Origin of the sequence: Micromonospora sp. HM5-17 (assembly GCF_003762835.1) — a bacterium.
Taxonomy (GTDB): Bacteria; Actinomycetota; Actinomycetes; order Mycobacteriales; family Micromonosporaceae; genus Plantactinospora.
In genome coordinates this window covers 130402-144187 of record NZ_RJWA01000004.1, presented here as the reverse complement: position 1 = coordinate 144187, position 13786 = coordinate 130402, and the positions used below count along the sequence as shown (strand labels likewise).

Below are 13786 nucleotides of genomic sequence, written 5' to 3'. Positions count from 1 at the left end.
CGCGGCACCCTCGCCGCCCGCCACCCGGCTCCCGGGCCGCCACCCGACCGACCGCCGCGATGGCGAGCCGGACGATTCCGGATGACGTGTCGAGGCGCGTCAATCACCGGCGCGACGGGCGCGACACACAGGAATTCCACATTTGATCGACCGTCGTCGACCGCCGGTTACGAAATCTGATGCTAGGGTGGCCGACCGCGGCGACGCAAGAGGCCTCTCGCATTTTTGACAGACAATTCCGCAGCCCGTGACGGGCATTTACATGACGCAGGTGTTTGCTTGTAGAAATGAAGCAGAATTGGTGGACCCGATACGGATCCGGGCTGGACGTACGCTGGAGCCGAAATGGACGTCCCGGGGGCACCGGGCGGCCCGGCGTATCACCGTCCGGACCAGACCGGTGGACGCTTCTCCAGGAAGGCCCGGGGCCCCTCCACGGCGTCCTGGCTGCGCATCCGCCGCTCCTCCCAGACGTACCGGGTCGCGAATGCCTGTTCCAGTGACATGTCGAGCGAACGGTGGACACATTCCTTGATTGCCGCCACGGAAAGCGGCGCACTCCGGATCACGTCATCGACCCACCGAGCGACGCACCCGTCCAGGTCCTCGGGCTCGACCACCTCGTTCACCAGGCCGAATCGCAGTGCCTGCTCGGCGCTGAGGCGACGTCCGGTCAGCAGATATCCCATCGCGGTCTTGAGCGGCAACTGGCGGGCGAGCCGAAACACCCCACCCGCACCCGGGATCAGACCCAGGCGCGCCTCCGGCAATGCGAAGACGGCGTTCCGGGCCGCGATGGCGAGATCGCAGGCGAGGACGAGTTCGAAGCCCCCGCCGAGGGCGTACCCGTTGACCCGGGCGATCACCGGTTTGGACAGGTCGAAGCGCTCGGTGAGCCGGGGCCAGCCGGGCTGGTCCCGGCTACCGATGGTGAACGGGCCGGCGCCCTGCTCCGTGAGCCGGACCCGTTCCCGCAGGTCCTGCCCCACCGAGAAGGCCCGATCGCCCGCACCGGTCAACACGGCCACCCGCACCTCCGGGTCGGCCTCCACGTCCGTCCAGACCGCGGCCAGCTCCTCGTGGGTCCGGCCGTCCAGCGCGTTCAGCACCTCCGGTCGGTCCAGGGTGACCCACGCGACGCCGTCCCGCTTCTCGTACCGGACCCGGGGCCGGTCCGGGTCGGTACCGGCCCGGGCGGCCGGGGTGGACCCGGCCCGCCCGTCCGGGGTGACGCCGGCCGGGGCAGCCGGACCGGCACCGACCCGTGGGCTCATCACGCCCGCACTCCCGCGACCGCGTCCGCCCGCATTCCCGCCACCGGCTCGGCCGGCACTCCCGCCGCCCCGTCCGCGGGCGCACGCACCGCCGAGTCGGGCGGCGTCGCGCCGCGACCGGAGAACCGGCTCACCTTCTCCAACACGTCGCTGCTGTAGAGCCGCAGGGCCTGGCGGAGCGCGAACTCGGCCAGGTACCGCCGGAACTCGTCCGGTGGCTCCTCCGCGAGGTTGAGCATCCGCCGGTTCGGCACCACCGCCGGGCCGGCGAGCTGCGCCACGCCGGCCGCGATCGCCTCCGCCATCTTCTCGGGCTCGACCACCTGGTCGACCAGGAACCGGGCATCCGGCTCGGTCGCCCAGATCCGCCGACCCTGCAGGATGACCTGCCGGGCCAGCCGCGACCCACCGGATCGGGTGAGCCGGAAGTTGGCCGCGCCGGGAATGATCCCCTCCTGGGCGGCGGGCAGACTCAGGTACGCGTCGGACGCCGCGATCACCAGGTCGAAGACCAGCAGCACCTGGGCGCCGCCGCCGATGGCGAAGCCGTCCACCGCGGCCAACCAGGGCTTTTCCACCTGCCGGCCGTGCCACGGCGCCTCGCCGTCGGGCAGGATGCCGCGGACCACCTTGTTGAGGTAGCCGAGCTCCCGCCGGAGCAGGAACCCGACCAGCGGGATCTCGCCCGCGTGCAGCTTCTTGAGGTTGATCCCGGCGCTGAACACCCGCCGACCCCGGTACCGCGGGTGGCTCATCTCGCCGCCCCGCAGCACCCCGACCCGGACCTCCGGGTCGAGCAGCGCGAGGTCGACGGCGGTCTCCATGTCGTCGACCTGCCGCTCGTCCTCGGCGTTCAGGCAGTCGTCGCGGGTCATGGTCAGGTACGCGGCCCCGTCCCGCCGCTCGACCCGTACCGAGTCGAGCGCGACGCTGCCCGTCCGGACGAACTCCGGCAGTAGCCGGAGCGCCCGCGGTGTCGGCCGCAGCATCGCCGCCATCAGGTGCGTCCCGGCCACCGGTGAGCCCAGCACCGCGCCGAGGAAGAGGCCCTGGTCGATCTCGTGGCCCTCCTTGCCGGCCTGCGGCAGGCCCCGCTCCGCCGCGCACTGGGCCGCGCTGGGGACCAGCCCCGGAAAGACCTGCGCGGCGGCCGCGACCAGTTCGTCGAGGCGCAGGTACGTCGAGCGGTCCGCGGTGAGCCGGTCGTACACGGCGACCACGTGCTCGGCCAGGAAGTCGGCGCGGAGCCGGCGTGCCGCGTCCCGCGCCTGCGCCGCCCGGGCACGCTCGTCCGCCGAGCGCGCCGACGGCACCGGAAGCTCGGCGAGGGGCCGCTCCGCCTCGGCGATCGCCCGGGCCACCGGCGCCCAGGCCCGCTCCACCGCCGAGGTCCGCCCGTCGGCCGCCTCGGTCCGCTGCCCTGCCAGGGCCGATCCGCTGGTCACGCGATCACCTCGCTCGGGCTGCGGCGCAGGACCCGGTCGCAGGCCGCGAGGTGGACGCCGAGCGCGTTCTCGAACGTCGTCGAGGGCGCGTCGAACGCGAGCCGTCGCCGGACCGCCAGGTCCGGCCGGGGGCAGCCCCCCACCACCGCCGACGGCGACGCGGCGAGCGCGGCCATCGGATCCGCCACCAGTTCGTCGAGCAGCCGCATGTCCAGGGCCTCGTCCGCCTCGATCGCCGCGCCGAACAGCACGGCCCGGCGGACCCGGGCCACTCCGGCCTGCTGGACGAGCCGGTAGAGCAGCATGCCCGGCCAGACCGCCCCGTCCTCGGCCGGCAGCACCAGCCGTACGTCGGCCGCGGCGATCCGGTAGTCGGTGGCCAGCAGCGCCTCCAGCGCCGTACCGCCGCAGTCGCCGACCGCCACGGCGAGGGTGGCGACGGGGAGCCGCTCCAGCCGGCGCAGCGCCCGCTCCCACTTGCTGACCAGGGCGACGTCCAGCCCCCGGCTCCAGCCCGGCTCCGGAACCCCGGAGACGACGACCCGAAGCAGCCCGGACTCCCCCAGGTCCTCGGCCTGGTCGCAGCACGCCCCGACCCGGGCGACCAGCTCCGCGCTCAGCGGCAGTTCACCGTCGATCCGCAGCGTCGGGCCGGTGCCGTCGGGCATCCGGCCGCCGTTGACGAGTTCCCTCTCCTCGCGTCCCATGTCGTCCCGCCTCCCTGCCGTCACCACTGGACCAGCGCCATCTCGATGGTCGAGCCGGGGCCCATGGTCATGAGCACGCCGTACTCGCCCGGTCGGGTCACGCCCTCACGCATCAGCCGCTCGTACGAGAACAGGAACGCGCCGCTGGAGAGGTTCCCGTAGTCGCGCAGCACGTCGATGGTGTGCCGGACGTCGTACCGGGTCAGCCCGAGGTTCACCATCACCGCGTCGATGACCTTCTTGCCGCCGGAGTGCATCAGCCAGTGGCTGATGTCGCTCAGCCGGAGCCCGGTCCCGGCGAGCAGCCGCTCGGCCACGATCCCGGCGTGCGCGCCGACGACGTACGGGATGTTCGGGTCGAGGAAGAAGCTGAACTTTCCCTGGGCCCGGTCCCAGTCGTACCGCATCGCCTCCAGGGCGTCGGTGATGATGCAGCTGGCAAACTTGAGCACCCGCGGCCCGGCGGCGCCGCCCGACCGTCCGACCGGGTCGTCAAGCGCCCGGTTCTCCAGCGCCACCGCCGCGGCGCCGTCGCCGAAGAGGCTGTTGACCACCGCCGTGCGCATCGTGGAGTCGAAGACGTAGGCGGCGGAGCAGGCTTCGGTGCAGACCATCACGGCGAGTTCGCCGGGGTGGGCAGCGGTCCAGCCCGCGACCGCGTTCATCCCGTTCAGGCCGGCGTTGCAGCCCATCCCGACGATGTCGACCCGCGCGCAGTGCCGGTCGATGCCCAGCTCGCGGATGAGCAGGGCGCTCACCCCCGGGGTGAGGAAGCCCGTCGAGGTCACGCAGCACAGGTACCGGATCTCCGACAGCCGGCGGCCGGCGTTGTCCAGACAGGCCAGCAGCGCCCGGGCTCCCATCTCCACGGCCAGCCGCTTGTGCTTGTCGAGCAGGTCGCCCTGGCTCTCCGGCTGGGGGGCGCCGTTCTCGTCCACCCCGGGCAGCGTCAGGTACCGTCGCTCGATCGCGCTGTTGAGGAAGATCGACCGGACCTTCGGGTCGGCGACCCGGAACCGGTCGAGCACCTCGCGCTGCGAATAGGACCGTTCCGACACCGCCGTGCCGACGCCGACGATTCGGGAAATGGCGGGTAGCCCCGGGTCGACCGGCAGAGCCGTCTCCAGCAATTCCGACCGGGGGACGTCGACCTCGATCGTCATCGGTACGTCCACCCCCACATGCGTGCCTTGACGAGCAGCCGCCCGGTGTCCTTCTCACTCAATTCAACTCACCTTCCCACTGGTACGACGTCACAGGGAGACCAGAACCGGAACTGGCCGAACCCACCCAGGATCGGAGCGAATCTTTCCCACCAGCACTCACGCTCGGAAACAAAGATCCGGTCCCAGACGGCACGAGCCACCAAAAACTGTCGTGGGCATATCTTCTGCCCCGTCGACCGATCGGCCGGCACCGGTTGCCGACCCGACAAAATGCGATCTCCCCGACCACGTCCGAGTTCCGGCCATGGAACGTAACGGAAGCCGTCAAGACGCGTCAAGAATGATTCCCGACAGGGTGCGGCACCATAACGGGTATGCGCGAATACGACACATCTGGAAACGGCGCGGTATCGCACTGGAGCCCCGTCGGAATATCACTGGAGCCGTATCCGTGTGCGGCGGGACGGGCGGGCCGTCGTGCCGTCGGCGACGGCGGTCCGCCCCGGCCCCGCGTCCACTCCGAACGGCCGGGTACCGGCGTCGCCGGCGGCCGCCGGGTACGCGGGCGCCGCACCAGATCACGGCCTCGCCACCCGCACCCGGCGTACGGTACAGCGCCGGATTCCGTCCACCGGTGCGCCAGCCGCACCCGCCGGCGACACCGCCGGAACGCCGTGGGGCGGGTCACCGCCGCGCCCACCGGCCGCCATCGCGGGGGGCGGCCGGCCGACGGACCCGTGCGGGGCCCGCTCCGCCGACGTGATCAGGCCGGCCGCCGAACTCGATCTGGAAGTGTTCCGACAGAAACGGAGTCCGATATCCGGCTATCGCCCCGAGCGACCGTTGTTACAACAACCCAACCGGGGGCAAAACGGCCCTCACAGCTCAGCCGTCACCGTCCGAAAAGCCCATCCGACTCAGCCAACACGAACGAGGCATGCATTGGCGCGGATGATATTCTTTCAGGTATTCGCAGACCCGATCACCCATGACCTGGGAAGACCCATGCGCCACGCCAGCGTCGCTCCAGCGCCCAGTCATTAGCCACGCCAGCAACACTTGTCGACAGGTCGGCCCGGCACCGTCGCCGCGTCACCGCGAGACACGCGTCCCACCGCCATTCCGCGCAATGTGACGCCCGCCCCGCCCGGCCACGGCCGGCTGTCACACATCACCTGACGTACAGGGGGATACGTCGCATGAAGAGCGTTGTCCGGGTGAACATCGGATCACGTAGAAACGGGGGATCAACCTTGCGCTTCGCCATTCTCGGCAGCCTCGAGGTAAACGCGAACAACACTCGGATATCCATCACAGCGCCCAAACAGCGGGCCGTCCTCGTGACCCTGCTGCTCGACGCCAACAACGAGGTACCCGTCGAGCGGCTCACCCGCTTCGTCTGGGACGGTCAACCACCCGTCGCGGCGCAGACCACCCTCCAGTCGTACATCTACCGGCTCCGCCAGTTGCTGCAGCCCATGACCGGCGTGGAACTCACCACCAGCGCGGCCGGCTACCGGTTACAGGTCGACCCCGACGAGACCGACGTCTGGTCCTTCCGCGACCGGGTCGCCGAGGCCCGCGAGAAGGCCCAGCACGGCGACCTGGCCGGTTCGGCCCGGGATCTCCGCAGCGCGCTCTCGCTGTGGCGGGGCAACGCGCTCGCCGGCATCCCCGGGAAGCTGCTCCAGCAGGAGGCCCGGTTCCTCGAGGACGAGCGGGTCACCGCGTACGAGGACCTCTTCGCGGCCGAACTCGAACTGGGCAACCATCGGACGATCGTGCCCGAGCTGAAGAAACTGGTCTCGATGCATCAGTTCCACGAAACCCTCCGGGCCCAACTCATGGTCGCGCTCTACCGCTGCGCGCGACAGGCGGAGGCGCTGCACGCGTACGCCCAGATCCGGCGCCGGCTGCGCGAGGACCTGGGCATCGAGCCCGGACGAGAGCTGCAGAACCTGCACCGGGCGATCCTCGAACAGGTCGCGCCGGCGAGCCTCACGCTGCCCTCGTCGGCCGGATGAGCGTGCGCGCCGGGGTGGGTGCCCGCTCCCGGGCCGTCGCCCGGACGCCGGGTCGCCTGGGAGGTGTCCCTCCCGGGCGACCCGGACGCCCTGGCCCACCACCGACGCCACCTGCCGGGCGATCCCACAGTCACCTGGTCCGCTCCGCACGGGGCGATCCTCCCGCGCCGGGTGTTGCAGCAGGGTGAACGCCCGCGTTAACAGCGCTGATACCACCCAGGAGGTGACAATGGGGCATGCGCGTTCTGGTGGCCGAAGACGAACAGATGCTGGCCAAGCTGGTGGCGGAGGGACTCCGGAAGCACGCCATGGCGGTGGACGTGGTGTACGACGGGGCGGCCGCCTCGGAGCGGCTGGCGGTGAACGACTACGACGTACTCGTCCTGGACCGCGACCTGCCCGAGGTGCACGGTGACGTGCTCTGCCGCGAGCTGGCCGAGGCCGGGGCCCGGACCCGCATCCTGATGCTGACCGCGGCGGCGTCCGTGCAGGACCGCGTCGCCGGGCTCACGCTCGGCGCCGACGACTACCTCCCCAAGCCGTTCGACTACAGCGAACTGGTGGCCCGGGTGCAGGCCCTGGGCCGGCGCAGCCAGGCGCCGCTGCCCCCGGTCCTGCAGCGTAAGGGGATCGTGCTGAACAGCCACCGGGTGCAGGCCTTCCGCGACGGCCGCTATCTGCCGCTGTCGATGAAGGAGTTCGCCGTGCTGGAGACGTTGATGCGTGCCGAGGGCCGGGTGGTGAGCGCGGAGGAACTCCTCGAAAGCGCCTGGGACGAGCACGTCGACCCGTTCAGCAGCGTGGTCCGCGTGATCATCAGCAGACTCCGCAGCAAGCTGGGAGACCCTCCGTGCATCGAGACCGTGCCTGGGGCCGGATACCGGCTATAGCGCGCCGCACCGTACGCGTACGCCTGACCGCCCTCTACAGCGCCCTCTTCCTCGCCACCTCCACGACCCTGCTCGTGGTGGTGAACCTGTTGCTCCGCGACATGCTGGAGCGGAGGGTCACGCTGATCAGAAACAGCAACCAGTTGCCGCCGGAGGTGCTCTCCCCGCCCGGCACGGTCCCCCAGAACCCCCCAACCCCGGTGCCGATCCGGCACACGCCCGAGATCATCGAGGTCACCGACAACCTCCGCGACGACATTCTCCAGTTCCAGTGGACGGTGACGGCGATCGTCGTGGTCGTGCTCACCGCCGTCTCCGTCGCCGCCGGCTGGTGGCTCGCCGGGCGGCTGCTGCGCCCGCTGCACCGGATCACCACCACCGCCCGTCGGCTCTCCCTGTCCAACCTCCACGAACGGATCGCACTCGCCGGCCCCGACGACGAGCTGAAGGAACTCGCCGACACCTTCGACGCGATGCTGGACCGGCTGGAGCGGTCGGTCCGCAGCCAGCGGCAGTTCATCGCCAACGCCTCGCACGAGCTGCGTACCCCGCTGGCCATCCAGCGCGCGGCGATCGAGATCGGGCTGGACGACCCGCCGCCGGAGCGGTTGGCGGAGGTACGCCGGGAACTGTTGACCGTGAACCGGCGGACCGAGCGGCTGATCGACGGCCTGCTCACGCTCGCCCAGGGCGACCGGGGTCTGGACGCGCCCGAGCCGGTTGCCCTGGACGTGCTGATCCAGCAGGCCCGGAACGACGTACCGGCGGACGGCGTCACCGTCCACCTGACGACCGAGCCGACCGTCGTCTCCGGCGACCCGGTCCTGCTGAACCGGCTCTTCGCGAACCTGCTGCACAACGCAATCCGCTACAACCGGCCGGGCGGCGTCGTCGAGGTTTCGCTCGCCGGGTACACCCTGACCGTCCGCAACACCGGCCCCGAGGTGCCGGAGGAGCGGGTCAACGAGCTGTTCGAACCATTCCGCCGGTTGCACACCGACCGGACGGGCTCGGTGGACGGTGCCGGCCTGGGGCTCTCCATCGTCGCGTCGATCGCCCGCGCCCACAGCGCGACCGTCACCGCCCGGCCGAACCCGGGCGGCGGGCTCGAGGTGAGCGTGCGGTTTCCCCGGCCCGACACCGCGGCGGCGCTCCCCCGACAGGCGGACGCGGTCGCGGCCGGCTCGACCGGCTGACCCGCGGCGGCCCGAGCGCCGGGTGCCCGGGCCGCCGGACGGGAACATCCGGGCGCTCAGTCCCGGCCGACCTCCGCGAGCCAGCCCCGCAGGCTCTTCGGCCGCAGGTCCGTCCAGGTCTCCTCCAGGTACGCCTCACACTCCGGGAGGGTCCCGCGGAACCCGGCCTCCGACCAGCCGCCGGGGACGGGCAGGTCGGCGGGCCAGAGCGCGTACTGCTCCTCCCGGTTCACCACCACGGTGAACCGGGCCTCGGCCGACTCGACGTCAAACACCACGGACCGCATTGCTACCTCCGCCTGGTCTCGGACTCGACGAAGCGGGCCAACCTGGCCACGCCCTCGGTGATGTCGGGCAACGTCAGGTAACTGATCGAGAGCCGCAGGCTGCGCCCGCCGCCGCCGTCCGGATGGAAGTAGCTCATCGGCGTCCAGATGACGCCGAACCGCTCGGCGGAGCGGGTCAGCGCGGCGTTGTCGGCCGGGAACCCGACCTGCATGGTGAGAAAGAAGCCGCCGTCCGGCCGGTTCCACCGCACGCCCAACTCCGCCCGGCGCGACGCGGGGAAGCACCGCTCCAGCTCCCGCAGGGTGGCCCGCATCGCCTGGCCGTACCGCTCCGCCGCCTCGACGTTGAGCGCGGAGACGCGCCCGTCGGCGGCGAGCAGCGCGCCGGCGACCACCGCCTGGCTGAGTGACGAGGTGTTCACCGTCACCATGCTCTTGATCTTGGCCAATGCGTCGGCGAGCAGACTCACCCGGCCCGTCTCGTCGACGACCCGCTGGTCCGCCACCACGTACCCGAGGCGGACGCCGGGGAAGAGGGTCTTGGAGTACGAGCCGAGGTGGATCACCCGGCGCTCGCGGTCCAGGGACTTCAGCGTCGGCAACGGCGTACCGGGACTGACCAGCCGGTACGGGCTGTCCTCGATGATGAGCAGGTCCTCCCGCCGGGCCAGGGCGAGCAGGTCCGCCCGATCCCGCTGGGAGAGCGTGCTGCCGGACGGGTTGGAGTGGTCCGGGACGACGTAGCACGCCCGGGGACGCCGACCCCGGGCCCGCTCGGCCCGGACCGCCGCCTCGACGTCGGTACAGCGCAGCCCCTCCGCGCGCTCCGGCACGGCGACCACCGGGACGTCCAGCAACCTGGCCGCGCCGGTGATCCCGACGTAGCAGGGGCTGACCACGACCAGGACGTCCTCCGGCTGGGAGATCAGCGCCCGCAGCACCAGCAGCATCGCCTCCTGGCTGCCGACGGTGACCACGATGGACTCCGGCGGAACGTCGATTCCCTCGTCCGTGGCCAGCGACGCGGCGATGAGCTCACGGATCTGACCCGCCGTGGGGCCGTACTGGTAGAGCGCGTCGCGGAGCTGCCGTGGCGAGTGGCCCTGCGCCGCCAGGTGCCGCAGATACCGACGGAGGTGCCCGATTATCGCCTCCACGTCGAAGGAGCCGTCGTACGGACGCCCGGGGGCGAAGGAGATGGCATCCGGGTAGCGGAGGGTGATCTCGTTCAGGAAGTTCATCGTGTCGAGCACCGGGTCGGCGACGCTGGCGTGCAGTTCGGCCGTACGCAGGTCCGCGCCGGCCGCCCGCCACGTCGCGTCCCGGGGCGCCGAGGCATTCGTCGTCGTCACGTCGAGGCTGCTCTGCTGCATGGCGATGGCCACTCCTGGCGGCGTTTCGAAACGGTCCGGAACGGGTGGAACCCGGGACTGGGATGACGGGACGATCAGCCTGTGCCGCGGCGGGGCGGTCCGACGCCGGCTGCCCGGGACCTCAGGTTCACATGCCGCCGCGAGCCGCGACAAGCGTCCCCAGGGAAGCGTCAGTGCGGCGCCAGGGCACCGCCACGACCCGGCGATGTCCCCGGTCCCAGTCGGTCCGGGCCGGCGGCTCCACCCGGCCGACGGACCGGGCTCTCCGTCGGTTCCGGCGGAGTTCGACCCGGGCCCGGTACCGGTCCCCGCGCCCTCGGATCGGCGCGGCGCGGCGCCGCGTACCACCGCCGGCACCTGGCAAACCAAACCGGGGCCGGAACCGCGGGTACGGTTCCGGCCCCGACGGTGGTCGGGGGTCCGGGCCGCCGGGCCGGCGGCCCGGACCTTCAGCCGGTGGAGAGCGCCTGGGTCGGGGCCAGACGCGCGGCCCGACGTGCCGGGTACAGCCCGGCGACCGCGCCGACCACGACGGCGGCGAGAACGCCACCGACCAGTGCCTGGGTGGGCAGGACGGACGGCCAGTCCCGGTAGAACGCGTACCCGAGCGTGACCGCCAGACCCAGCACGACCCCGGTCACCCCGCCGATCATCGACAACAGCACCGACTCGGTCAGGAACTGGAGCCGGATGTGCCCCCGGGTCGCGCCGAGCGCCCGCCGCAACCCGATCTCCTGCCGGCGCTCCAGCACCGAGATCACCATGATGTTGGCGATCCCGACACCCCCCACCAACAGGGCCACCGCACCGAGGCCGAGGAACAGCGAGTTGAACGCCGAGGCGGCGGCCAACTGCGCGGTCAGGGCGTCGGAGGGCCGGCTGATCGTGACCTGCTCGGGGTTCTCCGGGTTCGCCGTGGCCGCCAGCACCGCCCGTACGTCGGCGACCGACTCGTCGGTCGACCGTTCGTAGATCGTCGTCGGATGTCCGTCGAAGCCGAGCAGTTCCTCGGCGGCCTCCCAGCCGACCAACGCGGACCGGTCGATCTCCGGGGCGAGCACCAGCGGGTTGATCACGCCCAGCACCGTGAACCAGCGGCCCGCGATGTAGACGTACTCCCCCGGCCCGTCGATGCCGAGGCGGTGGGCGGCCACCGCCCCCAGCACCACGGCCGGGTATAGGCTGGTGCCCGCGTTGAGCCAGGTGCCGGAGCGCATCGTGCCGCCAAGGTTCTCCAGCAGGTCGAGCTGGGTCGCCTGGACGGCGATGCCGTTGGTCTGACTGACGTCGATCCTGTCGGTCCGGCGTACGCTCGCCCCCGAGATCTGCCCGACCGCCGAGACCGAGGTCACCCCGGGGATCCGGGAGATCATCCCGGGGGCCTCGGTCGGCAGCTTGGCGTCTTCGCCGAAGAGCGACTGCCCGGGCGTTACGGTGAGCAGGTTCGTGCCGAGCTGACTGATCTCGTTCATCAGCCCGGCCCGGCTGGCGGTGCTGATTCCGAGCACCGCCACCATGGCGGCGATGCCGATGGCGATGCCGAGCGCGGACAGCGCCGCCCGCATCGGCCGGCCCCGGAGCCCGGTCAGGCCGACCGCGGCCATGTCCCGGCCGTGGAGGCGGGTCGGTGGCGGAAGCGGGGTCATGCGGCCGCCACCGCCTCTCGGGAACCGGTCTCCCGGGAGTCGGCCCGGATCCGCCCGTCGAGGATGTCGACCCGGCGCGGCAGCGCCTCGGCCAGCTCCACGTTGTGGGTGATCACCACGATGGTGGTACCGGCCTGGTTGAGTTCGGTGAGCAACCGCACCACCGCCTCCCCGGACTCCGAGTCGAGGTTTCCGGTCGGCTCGTCCGCCAACAGCAGCGCGGGTCGGGCGACCACCGCCCGGGCCACCGCGACCCGCTGCCGCTCGCCGCCCGACATCTCCGCCGGACGGTGGTGGACGCGGTGGCCCAGGCCCACCTGCTCCAGGGCGGCACGGGCCCGCTCCCGCCGTTGCCGGGCGGGTATGCCGTGGTAGAGCAGTCCGTTCGCCACGTTGTCCAGGGCGGACATGTGCGCGGTGAGGAAGAACTGCTGGAACACGAAGCCGATCCACCGGGCCCGCACCGCCGCCAGCCGCCGGTCCGGCAGCGTGGCGACGTCGTGCCCCTGGATCAGCACCCGACCGCTGGTGGGCCGGTCCAGGGCCCCCATCAGGTGGAGCAGGGTGGACTTGCCCGAACCGGACGGTCCGCAGATGGCGACCAGTTCCCCGGGCATCACCGTGAGAGACACCGTACGCAGCGCCTGTACACCGCCGGGATAGGTCTTGGTGACGGCCTCCAAGGCCGCAACGGGCGTCTCGGTCACGACCCGGGCACCTCCACCCGCATCCCGGCCTCCAGGCCGGGCCCGGAGACCTCCACCAGGCTGTCCGCAAAGCTGCCGACCTCGACCGGCACCCGCCGGGTCCGCTCGCCGTCGACGACCTCGACCGCGTAGCTGCCGTCCGCCTCGGCCAGCAGCGCCGTGACCGGCACCGCCAGGACGTTCTTGCGGGTGGCGCTGGTGAAGCCGACCGTCACCGGGGCTCCGTCCAGGCGCCCCGCGGCGGACGGATCGGTCAGCGTGATGTACACCGGGATGGTCGCCGTCTCGGTCCCCTCACCGGTCTGGGCCTGGCCGCCGTTCTCCGAGCCGGCGCTGGCGGTGGTGCCCAGCTCGGTGATCTTCCCGGTCGTGGTCGTGCCACCCGGCAACCGCACCCGGACCTGGTCGCCGACCTTCGCCAGTTCCTGCTGGGTGACCGGCAGGTTCACGGTGACCTGCCGGGTCGTGCCGGTGGCGGTGAGCACCTCGCCCCGGGCGGTGCCACCGAGCGCCGTCCGCAGCGCCGAGACCCGCAGGTCGCCCGGTTCGACGACGACGTCCTCCGGGGAGACCCGGCCGGTCTCGTCCAGCCCGAGATCCTCCTGCCACTCCTCGACCGCCTCGGCCGTGGCCCAGGTGAACGTGGTGTCCACCGTGAGGTCGTCGCCGTAGCCGAGCGCCTTGAGGTTGCGCTCCAGCACCCGGACGTCCTTGCCGTCCGAGACCCCGTAGTAGAGCTTCCGCCACAGTGGAGTGTCGCCGTGGAACAGCGGGACCGGCTTGCCGTCCACCTCGTACACCCGCTTGCCGCGCTTGATCACATCGCCGACGTCCGGCAGCCAGGTGATCCGACCGCCGCGGGACGTGGTGACGGTGTACGAGTCGGCGTAGCTCAGCGTGCCGTCGACGTCCGTACGGCTGACCAGGTCGGTACGGACGACCTCGGCCGTGGCGCCCGGGGCCTCCGCCGCGGTGGCGGCCTCGCCGGAGCCCCGGGACAACGCCACGGCGCCGATTCCGGCACCGACGGCAAGGACGCAGGCCGCGCCCGCCACGACCCTGATGCGCACC

The 13786-nt window shown here is 71.8% G+C and carries 12 protein-coding genes; 3 read left to right on the top strand and 9 right to left on the bottom strand.

All coding sequences use genetic code 11. The features are described 5' to 3' along the window. Nucleotides 1-380: 380 nt before the first annotated feature. Genes dpgD through dpgA form a run of 4 tightly spaced genes read right to left on the bottom strand, consistent with a single transcriptional unit; the run spans nucleotide 381 to nucleotide 4589 of the window. Entirely contained in the window at nucleotides 381-1274 is an 894-nt protein-coding gene (gene dpgD, locus EF879_RS14155) for an enoyl-CoA-hydratase DpgD (protein WP_123558717.1), read from the bottom strand. Beyond that, complete coding sequence (gene dpgC, locus EF879_RS14150; RefSeq protein ID WP_199736426.1) at nucleotides 1274-2719, bottom strand: (3,5-dihydroxyphenyl)acetyl-CoA 1,2-dioxygenase DpgC; 1446 nt, start codon at nucleotides 2717-2719, stop codon at nucleotides 1274-1276. The genes dpgD and dpgC overlap by 1 nt, the downstream gene beginning before the upstream one ends. Further along, nucleotides 2716-3426 (bottom strand): enoyl-CoA-hydratase DpgB, encoded by a 711-nt coding sequence (gene dpgB / locus EF879_RS14145; protein WP_199736424.1) that lies wholly within the window; start codon nucleotides 3424-3426, stop codon nucleotides 2716-2718. Before dpgB ends, dpgC begins: the two co-directional genes overlap by 4 nt. Before the next feature lie 20 nt (nucleotides 3427-3446). Beyond that, a complete protein-coding gene (gene dpgA, locus EF879_RS14140) occupies nucleotides 3447-4589 on the bottom strand; it encodes a 3,5-dihydroxyphenylacetyl-CoA synthase DpgA (RefSeq protein ID WP_123559210.1) in 1143 nt (380 codons plus the stop codon). Between the two features lie 1256 nt (nucleotides 4590-5845). Between dpgA and EF879_RS14135 the strand changes: the two genes are divergently transcribed. From EF879_RS14135 to EF879_RS14125, 3 genes are all read left to right on the top strand, one after another. Beyond that, nucleotides 5846-6616, top strand: a complete 771-nt coding sequence (locus EF879_RS14135) for an AfsR/SARP family transcriptional regulator (protein WP_158624172.1) — start codon at nucleotides 5846-5848, stop codon at nucleotides 6614-6616. Between the two features lie 236 nt (nucleotides 6617-6852). Then, the gene (locus EF879_RS14130; protein ID WP_123558713.1) at nucleotides 6853-7506 is read left to right on the top strand and encodes a response regulator transcription factor; all 654 of its coding nucleotides are present in this window, start codon (nucleotides 6853-6855) and stop codon (nucleotides 7504-7506) included. Continuing rightward, nucleotides 7467-8702: a HAMP domain-containing sensor histidine kinase gene (locus EF879_RS14125; RefSeq protein ID WP_199736422.1), complete on the top strand. Its 1236-nt coding sequence runs from the start codon at nucleotides 7467-7469 to the stop codon at nucleotides 8700-8702. The genes EF879_RS14130 and EF879_RS14125 overlap by 40 nt, the downstream gene beginning before the upstream one ends. 56 nt (nucleotides 8703-8758) lie before the next feature. Here EF879_RS14125 and EF879_RS14120 read toward each other — a convergent pair whose 3' ends face one another. The 5 genes from EF879_RS14120 to EF879_RS14100 all read right to left on the bottom strand — a co-directional run bounded on the left by EF879_RS14120 (nucleotide 8759) and on the right by EF879_RS14100 (nucleotide 13785). Continuing rightward, on the bottom strand, nucleotides 8759-8989 hold the full coding sequence (locus EF879_RS14120) for an MbtH family NRPS accessory protein (RefSeq protein ID WP_123558711.1): 231 nt from the start codon (nucleotides 8987-8989) through the stop codon (nucleotides 8759-8761). A gap of 2 nt (nucleotides 8990-8991) precedes the next feature. Continuing rightward, nucleotides 8992-10230 carry a PLP-dependent aminotransferase family protein gene (locus EF879_RS14115; RefSeq protein WP_123559207.1) on the bottom strand — a complete coding sequence of 413 codons (1239 nt, stop codon included), beginning with the start codon at nucleotides 10228-10230 and terminating at the stop codon, nucleotides 8992-8994. A gap of 581 nt (nucleotides 10231-10811) precedes the next feature. Continuing rightward, entirely contained in the window at nucleotides 10812-12008 is a 1197-nt protein-coding gene (locus tag EF879_RS14110) for an ABC transporter permease (protein ID WP_123558709.1), read from the bottom strand. Beyond that, on the bottom strand, nucleotides 12005-12715 hold the full coding sequence (locus tag EF879_RS14105) for an ABC transporter ATP-binding protein (protein ID WP_199736418.1): 711 nt from the start codon (nucleotides 12713-12715) through the stop codon (nucleotides 12005-12007). The genes EF879_RS14110 and EF879_RS14105 overlap by 4 nt, the downstream gene beginning before the upstream one ends. Continuing rightward, on the bottom strand, nucleotides 12712-13785 hold the full coding sequence (locus EF879_RS14100; protein WP_199736416.1) for a peptidoglycan-binding protein: 1074 nt from the start codon (nucleotides 13783-13785) through the stop codon (nucleotides 12712-12714). Before EF879_RS14100 ends, EF879_RS14105 begins: the two co-directional genes overlap by 4 nt. Nucleotide 13786 lies beyond the last annotated feature (1 nt).

Coding starts and splice junctions, on each gene's coding strand:
- dpgD (WP_123558717.1), bottom strand. CDS start 1,274: ATGAGCCCACGGGTCGGTGCCGGTCCGGCTGCCCCGGCCGGCGTCACC.
- dpgB (WP_199736424.1), bottom strand. CDS start 3,426: ATGGGACGCGAGGAGAGGGAACTCGTCAACGGCGGCCGGATGCCCGAC.
- dpgA (WP_123559210.1), bottom strand. CDS start 4,589: ATGACGATCGAGGTCGACGTCCCCCGGTCGGAATTGCTGGAGACGGCT.
- EF879_RS14130 (WP_123558713.1), top strand. CDS start 6,853: ATGCGCGTTCTGGTGGCCGAAGACGAACAGATGCTGGCCAAGCTGGTG.
- EF879_RS14120 (WP_123558711.1), bottom strand. CDS start 8,989: ATGCGGTCCGTGGTGTTTGACGTCGAGTCGGCCGAGGCCCGGTTCACC.
- EF879_RS14115 (WP_123559207.1), bottom strand. CDS start 10,230: ATGAACTTCCTGAACGAGATCACCCTCCGCTACCCGGATGCCATCTCC.
- EF879_RS14110 (WP_123558709.1), bottom strand. CDS start 12,008: ATGACCCCGCTTCCGCCACCGACCCGCCTCCACGGCCGGGACATGGCC.